This is a genomic window from Streptomyces sparsus, assembly GCF_054776295.1.
Map to the genome: position 1 here is coordinate 1 of NZ_BAAHCA010000053.1, position 13,440 is coordinate 13,440.

The following is a 13,440-nucleotide window of genomic DNA, read 5'->3' on the forward strand; positions in this document are numbered from 1 at the left end:
GCCGGTGCCGCCCCGGCGGCCGGGGCGCGCGGCGGGGTCTCCAGTACCGCGAAGACCTCCTCCGCGGCTGCCAGCCCCTCGGCCGCCGCGTGGTACTGCGCGCCCACCTGGCGCAGCGGCAGATACGCCTCGGGGGCGAGGATCAGCACCACCAGCCCGGTGTAGAGGTCGAGTTCGCCGTGCACGAGCCGCATGCCGATGCCGACCGCCACCAGCGCCACCGAGATGGTGGCCAGCAGCTCCAGGGCGAAGGAGGAGAGAAAGGCGATGCGCAGCGTCCGCAGTGTGGCCCGGCGGTAGTCGCCGGTGATGGCCCGGATGTTCTCGGCCTGTGCCTTGGCCCGGCCGAACACCTTCAGGGTGGGCAGCCCGGCGACCACGTCGAGGAAGTGGTGCGAGAGCCGCGACAGCGTCCGCCACTGCCGGTCCATGTGGGACTGGGTGGCCAGCCCGATCAGCGCCATGAAGATCGGGATGAGCGGCAGCGTCACCACGATGGTGAGCGCCGCGATCCAGTCCGACCACAGGACGCGCGCGAGCACCGCGACGGGCACCACCGCGGCGAGCCCCAACTGCGGCAGGTAGCGGGCGAAGTAGTCGTCGAGCGCGTCGACGCCCCGGGTGGCGAGCGCGGTCAGCTCGCCGGTGCGTCGGCCGCCGAGCCAGGCCGGGCCCAGGGCGGTGGCGTGGTCCAGCAGCCGGGTCCGCAGCTGCGACTTGACGGCCGCGCTGGAGCGGTGCGCGGCCAGCTCCGTCAGCCAGGCCACCAGCGCCCGGCCGACGGAGACCGCCACGAGCAGCAGCAGCTCGGTTCCCAGCTCCGCTGCAGGCGTGTCCTGCTGGAAGGCCCGCACGACGATCTCGGCGATCAGCATCGCCTGGCCGATGACCAGCCCGGCGCCCGCCAGGCCGAGCACCACCGTGGCGGCCAGGAAGAACCGGGTGGAACGGGCGTGGCGCAGCAGCCGCGGGTCGACGGGGCGCATGCGGGGTCACCTCACTCGGGCGGAGGGCGGAGGACTGAGGGCGGAGGGCAGGCAGCGGACGGCACGCGGCCGGCCTCGGGCAGCGGACGTCGGGCGGATCAGTGCGGGGCGGGTTCGGCGATGTGCTGGGTGCCGATGCGCTTGCGGAACACCCAGTACGTCCAGCCCTGGTAGAGCAGCACAACCGGGGTGGCGAGCCCGGCGCACCACGTCATGATCTTCAGCGTGTACGGGCTGGACGAGGCGTTGTCGACGGTGAGGCTCCAGTCGGGGTTCAGCGAGGAGGGCATCACGTCGGGGAAGAGGGCCAGGAAGAGCATGGCCACCACGGCGACGACCGTCACCCCGGAGTAGGAGAACGCCCAGCCCTCCCGGCCCCGGCGGTTGGCCCCGAGCGCGGCGAGCAGCGCGACCACCGCGACGGCCGCGGCGGCCAGGCTGGCCCGGTCGCCGCTGACGAGCTGCGTCCAGCCGAGGAACGCCACGGCGAGGGCAGCGGTGAGCAGGCCCAGCTTCGCCGCCAGCGCGCGGGCCCGGAGCCGGATGTCACCGACGGTCTTCAGCGCGGTGAAGACCGCGCCGTGGAAGGTGAACAGTGCCAGCGTGACCAGGCCGCCGAGCAGCGCGTGCGGGGCGAGCAGGTCGAGCACCGTGCCGACGTACTCCTTGTCGGGGCCGATGCGGACGCCGTGCACCAGGTTGGCGAACGCGACGCCCCAGAGAAAGGCGGGCAGCAGCGAGCACCAGAAGACGGCCAGCTCCCAGTTGCGCTGCCAGGCCTCCTCCGGGCGCTTGACCCGGTACTCGAAGGCGACGCCCCGCAGGATGAGGCACACCAGGATCAGCAGCAGCGGCAGGTAGAAGCCGGAGAAGAGGGTCGCGTACCACTCGGGGAACGCGGCGAAGGTCGCTCCGCCGGCGGTGAGCAGCCACACCTCGTTGCCGTCCCAGACGGGACCGATGGTGTTGATCAGCACCCGGCGTTCGCTCCGGTCCCGGGCCAGCAGCCTGGTGAGCACGCCGACGCCGAAGTCGAAGCCCTCCAGGAAGAAGTAGCCGGTCCACAGGACGGCGATGAGGACGAACCAGACCTGGGGGAGTTCCATCACATGCTCCTCGGCGACTCGGACGAAGCGGACCGCTGACGGTGTCCGGGCCACCGCTCGGACGACTGGGACCGCCGGCGCGCCCCCGGCGACCGGTGGGGGCGGTCGCCGGCCGGGCGGGTCGGCACGGAGACGTTCACTGCGCGCACCTCCCGCATCAGTACGAGAAGGCCATAGGCCGGTCGGGATCGGTGGGGTCGCCGCCGATCTTCTTGGGCGGGTTGAGGTCGGCCTCGGTGAGCTCGGGCGGGCCGGCCTTGACGTACTTGAGCATCAGCCGCACCTCGATCACCGCGAGTGCCGCGTAGAGCAGCGTGAAGACGGTCATGGAGGTGATCACCTCGGCCTGCGACACGCTGGGGGAGACCGCCGACGAGGTGGGCAGCACCCCGTAGACCACCCACGGCTGGCGACCCATCTCGGTGAAGATCCAGCCCCACGCGTTGGCGATCAGCGGGAAGCCCATGGTGAGTACCGCGGCCCGCCAGTACCAGGCGGTGAGGCGCTCGCCGAGAACCGTGCCGCGGCCCAGGGATAGGGCGGGCACCCGGCTCTCGTCGGCGGCGCGCTTCCGCAGCTCCGGGCTGAGCCAGAGCCTGCGGCGGGTGAGCCACAGTCCCAGGGCGCCCAGCGCGAAGGACGTCATGCCGAAGCCGATCATCCAGCGGAACGACCAGTAGGCGACGGGGATGTTGGGGCGGTAGTCGTCCAGCGCGAACTGGTCGCCGTACAGCTCCTTCATCTGCTCGTTGGTGTCGTTGATGCCCGGTACCGGGTCGGTCAGGTTGTCGTGGGCGAGGAAGGAGAGCAGGCCGGGGATCTCGATGGCGACCTTGTTGTGGCCCTTGTCGACGTCGCCCCAGGCGAACAGGGAGAAGGGCGCGGGTCCCTCGGTGTCCCACAGGGCCTCGGCGGCGGCCATCTTCATCGGCTGCTGCTCGTACATGATCTTGCCGAGTCGGTCGCCGCTGATCGCCGTGCCCAGACCGGCGATCACCATGACCGCCAGGCCGAGCCGCAGCGAGGTGCGCATCACGGGGATGTGCCGCCGCCGGATCAGGTGCCAGGCGGCGATGCCCACCATGAAGGCGCCGCCGACGAGGAAGGCCGCGGTGATGGTGTGGAAGAACTGGGCGACGGCCGTGTTCTGTGTGAGGACGGCGACGAAGTCGGTCAGCTCGGCGCGTCCGGCCTCCTCGTTGATGCGGTAGCCGACCGGGTGCTGCATCCAGGAGTTGGCGGCGAGGATGAAGTACGCGGACAGCACCGTGCCCATCGCGACCATCCACATGCAGGCCAGGTGGATCTTCTGCGGCAGCTTGTCCCAGCCGAAGATCCACAGACCGATGAAGGTCGACTCGAAGAAGAAGGCGATCAGCGCCTCGAACGCGAGCGGGGCGCCGAAGACGTCACCGACGAAGCGTGAGTAGTCCGACCAGTTCATGCCGAACTGGAACTCCTGCACGATGCCGGTGACCACACCCATCGCGATGTTGATCAGGAAGAGCTTGCCCCAGAACTTGGTCGCCTTCAGGTACTTCTGCTCGCCGGTGCGCACCCAGGCGGTCTGGAGGCCGGCGACGAGGGAGGCGAGTGAGATCGTCAGCGGGACGAAGAGGAAGTGGTAGACGGTGGTGATGCCGAACTGCCACCGCGCCAGGGTTTCCGGCGCCAGCGCGAGGTCCACGTCGTGTTCTCCTTCTGCTCGCCGTGGTGCGACTGGACCTGGTCGGACCCGGACGACCCGGGAGCATGCAGGCCAGGTTCGTGAATCCGTTCACAAGCTTTTGTGAACGGATTCACAAGCAAGTCCATTATGCCGCACCCCCGCACGCCCTTCGCACACGGGTGCTGTCGTCCTCGTCACGTTCCGGCCCAGGCCACCGCCCCCGCGCACCGGCCCGCAGCCCACACCGCCGCCGCACGTTCGCGTGCCCCCCGGCCCCGCACGGGACGGGGCCAGGGGGCACGCGAACGCCACGGGTCACCGGCTACCGGCCACGGGTGGCAGCGGGCCCGGGGGGCGGGGGGAGCCCGTCGGCTACAGCTCCTTGCGGAACTTCTCCGTGGCGGCCAGGAAGAGGTCGTTGGCCTCCGGCTCGCCGATCGTGACCCGCACGCCCTCACCGACGAACGGCCGGACCGTCACCCCCGCCTGCTCGGCGACCGCGGCGAAGTCCGCGGTCCGCTCACCCAGGCGCAGCCAGACGAAGTTGGCCTGCGACTCCGGGAACGTCCAGCCCTGGGACCGCAGCTCCCGCGACACCCGGGTCCGCTCGGCCACCAGGGCGTCCACCCGCTCCAGCAGCGCCTGCTCGCTGCCCAGCGACGCCACCGCGGCGTCCTGCGCGACCTGGCTCACCCCGAACGGCACCGCAGTCTTGCGCAGCGCCGCCGCCACCGGTTCGTGCGCCACCGCGAAGCCCACCCGCAGCCCGGCCAGGCCGTACGCCTTGGAGAAGGTGCGCAGCACGCAGACGTTCGGGCGGTCCCGGTAGATCTCCAGTCCGTCGGGGATGTCCTCGTCGCGGACGAACTCCCGGTAGGCCTCGTCGAGCACCACCAGCACGTGCTTCGGCACCCGGTCCAGGAAGCGCTCCAGCTCGGCACGGCGGATGGCCGCGCCGGTGGGGTTGTTCGGGTTGCAGACGAAGATCAGCCGGGTGCGGTCGGTGACCGCGTCGGCCATGGCGTCGAGGTCGTGCTCCTCACCGGCGGTGAGCGGCACCCGCACCGAGTCGGCGCCGGAGACCTGGGTGATGATCGGGTACGCCTCGAAGGAGCGCCAGGCGTAGACGACCTCGTCGCCGGGTCCGGCCGTCGCCTGGAGCAGCTGCTGGGCGACGCCCACCGAGCCGGTGCCGGTCGCCAGGTGATCGGCCGGCACGCCGAAGCGGTCCGCCAGGGCCGCGATCAGCCCGGTGCAGGCCATGTCGGGATAGCGGTTGAAGGACTCGGCCGCGGACACCGCCGACTCCAGCACGCCGGGCAGCGGCGGGTAGGGGTTCTCGTTGGACGACAGCTTGTAGGCGACCTTGCCACCGGACGCCGCGGGGCGGCCCGGCTTGTACGTCGGGATCCCGTCGAGCGCCGCACGCAGCCTCGGGGTGTCGTCAGTCATCGCTGTCCTCCTTGGAGCCCGGTTCCGGCGGTCCGCCCGATCGGCGTCCGCCACTCACCTGTGCCGCTCAGCATTACTGCTTACCTTAAGAGGAATCGATCCGGCGCAGTACCGCCCCGGCTGAGCCGCTCCGAACCCGAGGGGGCGCGCGAGCAGAGCCGCACGCCGGTAGCGGGCGCCGTAGCGCGCATCACTCGTGAAGGTGAGTTGAGACCTCTTCGAAACATCCGAAGGAGTGGGGCACGAGCCGCCCAATCACCCGGCATGTTTCACTGACTGAGCGTCAACTTCCTTGTGTTCAAAGGTGGTTAGCACAGAACAGCCTTGCAGAATCGTGACTTCGACCCCGTCCAGGAGTGGCCTCAAAGGGGGCACCTCACAGCCCTACTATCGGCTCGCCATGACAGCAGCAGGGAAGCACCAGGTGAGCCGGTCCGCCGGCCGTCGGTTGGGGCGGGCGGGCATCCGGGATGTCGCCGCCGCAGCCGGTGTGTCCATCACAACCGTCTCCGACGCACTGAACGGAAAGGGGCGGCTGCCCGACGCCACACGTCGCCACGTCCGCGAGGTCGCCGACAGACTCGGGTACCGGCCCTCCGCGGCGGCCCGCACCCTCCGCACGGGCAAGTCCGGACTGATCGGGCTCACCGTCACCACCTACGGCGAAGAACCGTTCACCTTCACGGAGTTCGCCTACTTCGCCGAGATGGTCAGGGCCGCCACCTCCGCCGCGCTCGCCCGCGGCTACGCGCTGGTGATCCTGCCCGCCCCGGCCCGGCACAGCGCCATCGACGTGTGGTCCAACGTGGCCCTCGACGGCACCGTCGTCATCGACCCGGCCGACCACGACCCGGTCGTCGGCGAACTCGTCCGGCAGGGCATCCCGGTCGTCTCCGACGGCCGGCCCGCCGCCAGCCTGCCGGTCACCGCCTGGGTCGACAACGACCACGAGGCCGCCGTCACCGGCCTGCTCGACCACCTCGCCGAGTCCGGCGCCCGCCGCATCGGCCTGCTCACCGGCACCAGCACGGACACCTACACCCGGCTCTCCACCACCGCCTACCTCCAGTGGTGCGAGCGCGTCGGCCAGGAACCCGTCTACGAGGCGTACCCCGCCCACGACCCGTGCGCGGGAGCCGTCGCCGCCGACCGGCTGCTCGCCCGACCGGACCGGCCCGACGCCGTCTACGGCCTGTTCGACCCCAACGGCACCGACCTGCTGGCCGCGGCCCGCCGATACGGGCTGCGCGTGCCGGACGACCTCCTGCTCGTGTGCTGCAGCGAGTCCTCCGTCTACGCCGCCACCGAGCCGCCCATCACCACGCTCTCCCTCAAACCCCGGCGCATCGGCACCGCGGTGATCCAACTGCTCATCGACGCCATCGAGGGCCTCGACCAGGGCCGGGTCATCCAGCAGGTCATGCCCACCGACCTGATCGTCCGCACCTCGTCCCAACGACGCCACCCACGCACCACCGTCAGCGCACCACGCGCCCCGACAACCGACTGACGTCACACCGCGCCCCACGCCGTAACGGACAATCGGGGAGAAACTCCCACACGGCCCGGTCCCGGCAGCAATTGCCACCCCCCAGGTGCGTCACAACGCCCGACCAGCATTCCTATGATGGGCGAACGGCACCGGGACCGTCTTGCGACAGGGCGCGATCCGGCAGGTGCACACGGCGCGTAGTGGTGGAGGGGTCGATGACTCAGGGGGCCGGTCAGGGACCCGGGATGTGGCAGCACGAGAGCGCGGCGGGTGCCCAGGGCGCTCCCGGCGCCGCCACGCCCCATCCCGACGACGACTACACACCCACCCAGCGCGACCTGCCGGTGATCAGCAGGGCGCCCGACCCGGACGCCACACCCACGCTGGTGGACGCCCCGCTGCCCACGGCCGGCGAGGAGCCGCCGGGCCCGCTGTACGTCGTCGGAGACGTGCACGGCTACCTGGACGAGCTGCGCGCCGCACTGCTGGACGTCGGCCTCGTCGACGGCGACGGCCACTGGGCCGCCGGCAACGCCCGCCTGTGGTTCCTCGGCGACTTCACCGACCGCGGCCCGGACGGCATCGGTGTCATCGACCTCGTCATGCAGCTCTCCGCCGAGGCCGCCGCCGCCGGCGGCTACTGCAAGGCCCTCATGGGCAACCACGAACTGCTGCTCATCGGCGCCAAGCGGTTCGCCGACACGGCCGTCAACTCCGGTGCCGGTACGGCCTCCTTCCAGGCGGCCTGGCTGCTCAACGGCGGCCAGCGCACCGACATGGAACGGCTCCAGGAACACCACGTCCAGTGGATGTCCCGGCTGGACGCCATGACACTCGCCGACGGACACCTGCTGCTGCACTCCGACACCACCGCCTACCTCGACTACGGCGACAGCATCACCGCCGTCAACGACGCCGTCACCGAAGCCCTGGAACGCCGGGACCCCGACGAGACCTGGGACCTGTTCCGCAAGTTCACCAAGCGCTTCGCCTTCCGCGACGACGGCGGACCGCAGGTGGCCCGCGACCTGCTGGAGACCTACGGCGGCCGGCGCGTCGTGCACGGCCACAGCCCGATCCCCTACCTGCTGGGCGAGGCGCCCGCCAAGGACGGGCCGGACACCGAGGGGGAGAAGTCCGTCCAGATCGACGGCCCGCACGTCTACGCCGAAGGACTCGCCGTCGGCATGGACGGCGGAGTGACCATGTCCGGCAGACTGCTCGTCGCCCGGCTGCCGCTGCCCGAGTGAGCGACCGGCCCGCCGCGGTCCACTCCGAACGCCGCGCCGGCAACCCCTCGGACAACCGCGCCGAGAACCGCTCCGACAGCTTTCGGGGCCGCTGTCAGAGCGACCGCCCGGGCGGCTGCCCGAGAACTGCTCTCGCGCGCAGTCACTCCCAACTCTCCCTCTGTCAAAGCGCGTTCCGCGTGCCGTCGGTATGTTTCCCGCGGCAATTGACGGACGCCGATGACAGGCGGACACGACGCGCCACGGACGCACACGTATCCGCCCCGATTCGTCAACCCGACGCTCACCTGCGGAAGCAATTTCGGAAACACCCTGTCACCGCGCGCCGGAATCGCTCTACCATCGGTCCTGCCGCCAGCGAGCCTCTCCTGTCGTCCCAACCCGACAGCCGCCCGGCCTCCATCCCCGCAGGAGGGACTCCGCCCCGGCCCCACCGATCGCCGGCAGACGGCCGGCGCGTCTCGGCCCCAAGGAGCATCGGGGGATGTACATGAACAGCGCTCCGCATCTGCGAATCGAGGACCGCCCGGAGTTCGAGCGCGCCCTGGACGAAGCACTGCGCAACGCCCGCACCCGGCCGGAATTGCTCGCCACCGGAAAGCGCCTCAACAACGAGCAGTTGCGCAGCATGGCACTCAGCGCGTCAGCCGCCATCGCCGCCTGTGCGGCCGCCGAATACCAGGACTTCACCCGGCTGCGGGAACAACTGCGCCGCCCCGAGCACAGCAGCAGCGCCGGTGACGACGCCGGCGGCTCGGCGGACCCCGCCGACCGCAGCCCCACGCCACGCGGCGGCATGTCCCTCGGCCTCGCCGGCGGAATCGCCGAGACCGGCGGCGCGGGACTCTTCGCCGTGATCACCGTGCTCGCCCCGGTGCTCGCCGGCGCCGCCGCGATCATCTTCCTCACCGTCGGACACCTCCTGCACCTGCTCTCACCCGAGCCGGCGCTTGCCCAGCCGATGCGCGACGTCGGCTGGGTGTTCGCCGCGATCACCGAGGCCGGCAACCTCATCGCCACCATCGGCCTGCTGATCACCGCCCTGCGCAACTCGCCCAGCTCCGCCGTCGGGGACGAGGGGCAGGACGGCCTCGCCGAGGAGGTCGCCCTCGCCCGGGCCGCCTGGCGGCAGGCACTGCTGGAACGCGGCATCGTGCCGTTCCTGCGGGAGGCCGCGGCCGACGACCCGGACGACCGGCTGCCCGAGCCCACCCGCTCCCCGTCGCCGCCGTCCGTCCCCGAGCAGGACCGCGGCAGCCGCACCCCGCGGCTCGGGTACTCCCACCCCGGTTTCACCAGCCCGGCCGGTGACACCTCCGAGCCGCACCGCCAGCGCCCCAGCTTCTCCAGCCCGGACTTCTCCAGCCCCGACTACGGCGGGCCCGACCACACCCCGGACTGAGCCGCGGGACGGCTGCCGCGGCCACTGCGGCCACTGCCAGGCCGCACGCCCGTACTGCACGCACACGACGGCACCCCCGGCGCACACGACGACGCCCCCCGCCGCTGCGGGGAGCGGCACTGGGGCCGTGCGGCCGCATCGGCGGCTCAGTGGTGTCATACCGGGATGGCAGTGTGCCGGCCATGGACATCGACCGGTTCTGGCAGCTCATCGGATCCGCGCAGGCCTCCGCAACCACCACCGGCGAGCCCCTCGACGAGGTGCTCGTCAGCGTGCTCGCCGACCGCCCGCCGCAGGAGATCCTTGCGTACGCGGCGCGATTCGACGAGGTGTGTGACGGCCTGTACCGGTGGGACGTGTGGGCCGCCGCCTACCTCATAGGCGGCGGTTGCTCCGATGACAGCTTCACCGACTTCCGGGCGGGACTGATCGCCCTCGGCCGCGAGTGGTACGAGCGCACCGCAGCGGAGCCGGACGACCTCGCCGAGCATCCTGCCGTGCTGGAGGCGGTGCGGGCTCACCGCGACGACGCACTCTTCTACGAGGACATGAACTACGCGGCCGGCACCGCCTTCGAGCGCCTCACCGGCGACCGGGACGCCTTCTACGCAGCCCAGGCCGGGCACCTGCCGACTGATGAAGGCAGAAACCCGGAGGCCGACATGGGCGAGGACTTCGACTTCGACGACGCCGAGGAGATGTACCGACGGCTTCCCCGTCTGGCGAGGCTGTGTCTCGGACCGAGCGTCCGGTGAGCAGGCATCCGGGGGGCCCGAACCCATGGAAGGGTCCAAGGCCCACCCCGATGCCCACGGATTCAGCGGTCAGTCCGCCAGCGGCAGGTAGACGCGGTTGCCGGCCTCCGCGAACTCCTTCGACTTCTCGGCCATACCGGACTCGATCTGGTCGACGCTCAGCTCCCCGCCGTGCTCCCGGCGGATGTCGTGGGAGATCTTCATCGAGCAGAACTTCGGCCCGCACATCGAGCAGAAGTGGGCGGTCTTGGCGGGTTCGGCCGGGAGGGTCTCGTCGTGGAACTCCCTTGCGGTGTCGGGGTCGAGGGCCAGGTTGAACTGGTCCTCCCAGCGGAACTCGAACCGGGCGTCGGAGAGGGCGTCGTCCCAGTCCTGCGCGCCGGGGTGGCCCTTGGCCAGGTCGGCGGCGTGGGCGGCGATCTTGTAGGTGATCACGCCGGTCTTGACGTCGTCCCGGTTGGGCAGGCCCAGGTGCTCCTTCGGTGTGACGTAGCAGAGCATCGCGGTGCCCCACCAGCCGATCATCGCGGCGCCGATGCCGGAGGTGATGTGGTCGTAGGCGGGCGCGATGTCCGTGGTGAGCGGGCCGAGCGTGTAGAACGGCGCCTCCTCGCAGATCTCCTGCTGGAGGTCGATGTTCTCCTTGATCTTGTGCATCGGGACGTGCCCGGGGCCTTCGATCATGGTCTGCACGTCGTGCGACTTCGCGATGCGGTTCAGCTCGCCCAGGGTGTTCAGCTCGGCGAACTGGGCCTCGTCGTTGGCGTCCGCGATCGACCCCGGGCGCAGACCGTCACCGAGCGAGAAGGTGATGTCGTACGCCTTGAGGATGTCGCACAGCTCCTCGAAGTGCGTGTAGAGAAAGCTCTCCCGGTGGTGCGCCAGGCACCAGGCGGCCATGATCGAGCCACCGCGCGAGACGATGCCGGTCTTGCGGCGCGCGGTCAGCGGCACGTACCGGAGCAGCACGCCGGCGTGCACGGTCATGTAGTCCACGCCCTGCTCGGCCTGCTCGATGACGGTGTCGCGGTAGACGTCCCAGCTCAGCTCCTCGGCCTTGCCGTCCACCTTCTCCAGCGCCTGGTACAGCGGCACCGTGCCGATCGGCACCGGGGAGTTGCGCAGCACCCACTCCCGGGTGGTGTGGATGTTGCGGCCGGTGGAGAGGTCCATGACGGTGTCCGCGCCCCAGCGGGTGGCCCACGTCATCTTGTCCACCTCCTCCTCGATGGAGGAGGTGACCGCGGAGTTGCCGATGTTGGCGTTGACCTTCACCAGGAAGTTGCGGCCGATGATCATCGGCTCGATCTCCGGGTGGTTGACGTTCGCCGGCAGCACCGCGCGTCCGGCGGCGATCTCGTCGCGCACGAATTGCGGTTCGCAGTTCTCGCGGACGGCGACGTACTCCATCTCCGGGGTGATCTCCCCCCGCTTGGCGTACGCGAGCTGCGAGACGGCGGCCCCGTCCCGGCCCCGGCGGGGCAGGCGCGGGCGGCCGGGGAAGACGGCGTCCAGGTTCTTCAGGCCGCCGCGCGGTGAGGTGTGCTTGAGGCCGTCGTCCTCCGGGCGGAGCTCCCGCCCGGCGTACTCCTCGGTGTCGCCCCGGCTGATGATCCAGTTCTCCCGCAGCGGGGCCAGGCCGCGGCGGACGTCGGTGGTGATGTTCGGGTCGGTGTACGGCCCTGAGGTGTCGTACAGCGTCACGTCCCGTCCGTTGGTGAGGTGCACCCGGCGGACCGGCACCCGGATGTCCGGGCGCGAACCGCTCACGTAGCCCTTGTGCGAGCCGGGTGTGACCGACTCGTCCCCTTCGGGCATGCGTGCATCCTGCATGGTCATGAGACCCACTCCCTACGCCGGCATTACCCGGTAACAGGTTCGGCGGTCGACGCAGCCGGTTTCCGTATCTCGCCTACGGAGGTCAGCGCCCTCTCAGCCCCGTGCTCGGAGCTCCCGCGATGTGCAAAAGCACGCCCACGCTAGCGGTTCGCCGCTGCGCCGCGCCAGGGGGTCTTGCGATGATCGGTCCGTGGACGACTCTCACAGCCATCAGCACAGCCATCACCACGGCCCCGCCGCTCCGGTGTCCAAGCATCTGCGCAAGGTGATCGCGGCGGTGCTGATCCCCTTCGCGACCGCGGTCGTGGCAGGCCTGGTCCTGCTCTGGCCGAGCGGTGCGGACAGCCGGCACGAGCAGACGGGCGTCGGCTTCGACCGGCAGATGGAACAGGCACGGGTGACGAAGGTCGAGGAGGTGGACTGCAAGGACGTCAACGCCGAGCGGGAGGACAACGACGCCTCCTCCCCCGGCCGCTGCCAGGTGGCGACGGTGGAGGTGACGACGGGCCCGCACACGGGGCGCGAGTTCCAGGAGGTCGTGACGCCGGACGCGACCCGGCGCCTGGACACCGGGCAGGGCGTCGTGGTGGCGTTCGCGCCGCAGGCGCCGGAGGAACTCCAGTACAGCGTCGTCGACGTGGACCGGAAGTTCCCGATGGTGCTGCTCGCCATCTTCTTCGCCCTGGTGGTGGTCGCGGTGGGGCGGTTGCGCGGCGTGCTGGCGCTCGTCGGGCTGGCGATCACGTTCGCGGTGCTGACGCTGTTCATCCTGCCGGCGATACTGCAGGGCTCCAATCCGCTGCTGGTCGCGGTGGTGGGCGGCAGCGCCATCATGCTGGTGACGCTGTACCTGTGCCACGGCCTCACCGCGAGAACGTCGGTCGCGGTGCTGGGCACCCTGATCTCGCTGGTGCTGATCGGGTTGCTCGGCTCGCTGTTCATCGCCTGGGCGAAGCTGTCCGGCAACACCGACGACCAGACCGCGCTGGTGCACAGCCTCTATCCGGACATCGAGATCCGCGGCCTGCTGCTGGCCGGGGTGCTGATCGGTTCGCTGGGTGTGCTCGACGACGTGACGGTGACGCAGACGTCGGCGGTGTGGGAGCTGCGGCAGGCCGACCCGACGGCCAGTTGGCGGAAGCTGTACCTGGCGGCGATGCGGATCGGCCGGGACCACATCGCGTCGGTGGTGAACACCCTGGTCCTGGCCTACGCGGGCGCGGCCCTGCCGCTGCTGCTGCTGTTCTCGATCGCGCAGGCCAGTACGGGCACGGTCGCGACGAGTGAGCTGGTCGCCGAGGAGATCGTGCGCACGCTGGTCGGCTCGATCGGCCTGGTCGCCTCGGTGCCGGTCACCACGGGCCTGGCGGCGCTGGTGGTGTCCGCCGGACTGGGCGGCCCGGACGAGACCGAACCGCCGCCGAGGACGGGCCGGGGCAAGCGCCGGCGGGCGAAACCGTGACGGACGACGCCGAGGGGCGCACCGCGG

General features: G+C 70.8%; 10 protein-coding genes. 5 read left to right on the forward strand and 5 right to left on the reverse strand.

From position 1 onward, the window contains the following. From ACYVE9_RS05865 to hisC, 4 genes are all read right to left on the reverse strand, one after another. The coding region (locus ACYVE9_RS05865) for an ABC transporter ATP-binding protein/permease (RefSeq protein ID WP_461026639.1) at positions 1 to 986 on the reverse strand (986 nt) is incomplete at its 3' end. Positions 987 to 1,084: 98 nt separating this feature from the next. Continuing rightward, complete coding sequence (gene cydB / locus ACYVE9_RS05870) at positions 1,085 to 2,092, reverse strand: cytochrome d ubiquinol oxidase subunit II (RefSeq protein ID WP_461026640.1); 1,008 nt, start codon at positions 2,090 to 2,092, stop codon at positions 1,085 to 1,087. 157 nt (positions 2,093 to 2,249) lie between these two features. Further along, on the reverse strand, positions 2,250 to 3,779 hold the full coding sequence (locus ACYVE9_RS05875; RefSeq protein WP_461026641.1) for a cytochrome ubiquinol oxidase subunit I: 1,530 nt from the start codon (positions 3,777 to 3,779) through the stop codon (positions 2,250 to 2,252). 354 nt (positions 3,780 to 4,133) lie between these two features. Then, positions 4,134 to 5,213 carry a histidinol-phosphate transaminase gene (gene hisC / locus ACYVE9_RS05880; RefSeq protein WP_461026642.1) on the reverse strand — a complete coding sequence of 360 codons (1,080 nt, stop codon included), beginning with the start codon at positions 5,211 to 5,213 and terminating at the stop codon, positions 4,134 to 4,136. A 400-nt stretch (positions 5,214 to 5,613) separates the two neighbouring features. On the opposite strand from hisC, the gene ACYVE9_RS05885 reads away from it, so the two are divergent. From ACYVE9_RS05885 to ACYVE9_RS05900, 4 genes are all read left to right on the forward strand, one after another. Further along, positions 5,614 to 6,723, forward strand: coding sequence for a LacI family DNA-binding transcriptional regulator (locus ACYVE9_RS05885; protein WP_461026643.1), 1,110 nt, complete (start codon positions 5,614 to 5,616; stop codon positions 6,721 to 6,723). A gap of 182 nt (positions 6,724 to 6,905) precedes the next feature. Further along, complete coding sequence (locus tag ACYVE9_RS05890) at positions 6,906 to 7,955, forward strand: metallophosphoesterase (protein WP_461026644.1); 1,050 nt, start codon at positions 6,906 to 6,908, stop codon at positions 7,953 to 7,955. Between the two features lie 484 nt (positions 7,956 to 8,439). Beyond that, positions 8,440 to 9,357 carry a hypothetical protein gene (locus ACYVE9_RS05895; protein WP_461026645.1) on the forward strand — a complete coding sequence of 306 codons (918 nt, stop codon included), beginning with the start codon at positions 8,440 to 8,442 and terminating at the stop codon, positions 9,355 to 9,357. Between the two features lie 182 nt (positions 9,358 to 9,539). Beyond that, on the forward strand, positions 9,540 to 10,112 hold the full coding sequence (locus ACYVE9_RS05900) for a DUF4240 domain-containing protein (RefSeq protein ID WP_461026646.1): 573 nt from the start codon (positions 9,540 to 9,542) through the stop codon (positions 10,110 to 10,112). A gap of 69 nt (positions 10,113 to 10,181) precedes the next feature. On the opposite strand, the gene thiC is transcribed toward ACYVE9_RS05900, so the two are convergent. Further along, positions 10,182 to 11,951 carry a phosphomethylpyrimidine synthase ThiC gene (gene thiC / locus ACYVE9_RS05905; RefSeq protein ID WP_461026647.1) on the reverse strand — a complete coding sequence of 590 codons (1,770 nt, stop codon included), beginning with the start codon at positions 11,949 to 11,951 and terminating at the stop codon, positions 10,182 to 10,184. A 190-nt stretch (positions 11,952 to 12,141) separates the two neighbouring features. Between thiC and ACYVE9_RS05910 the strand changes: the two genes are divergently transcribed. After that, positions 12,142 to 13,413 carry a YibE/F family protein gene (locus ACYVE9_RS05910; protein ID WP_461026648.1) on the forward strand — a complete coding sequence of 424 codons (1,272 nt, stop codon included), beginning with the start codon at positions 12,142 to 12,144 and terminating at the stop codon, positions 13,411 to 13,413. Positions 13,414 to 13,440 lie beyond the last annotated feature (27 nt).

Excerpts from the sequence above, each read along its gene's own strand:
- cydB (WP_461026640.1), bottom strand. The coding sequence starts at position 2,092 with ATGGAACTCCCCCAGGTCTGGTTCGTCCTCATCGCCGTCCTGTGGACC.
- hisC (WP_461026642.1), bottom strand. The coding sequence starts at position 5,213 with ATGACTGACGACACCCCGAGGCTGCGTGCGGCGCTCGACGGGATCCCG.
- ACYVE9_RS05885 (WP_461026643.1), top strand. The coding sequence starts at position 5,614 with ATGACAGCAGCAGGGAAGCACCAGGTGAGCCGGTCCGCCGGCCGTCGG.
- ACYVE9_RS05895 (WP_461026645.1), top strand. The coding sequence starts at position 8,440 with ATGTACATGAACAGCGCTCCGCATCTGCGAATCGAGGACCGCCCGGAG.
- ACYVE9_RS05900 (WP_461026646.1), top strand. The coding sequence starts at position 9,540 with ATGGACATCGACCGGTTCTGGCAGCTCATCGGATCCGCGCAGGCCTCC.
- thiC (WP_461026647.1), bottom strand. The coding sequence starts at position 11,951 with ATGACCATGCAGGATGCACGCATGCCCGAAGGGGACGAGTCGGTCACA.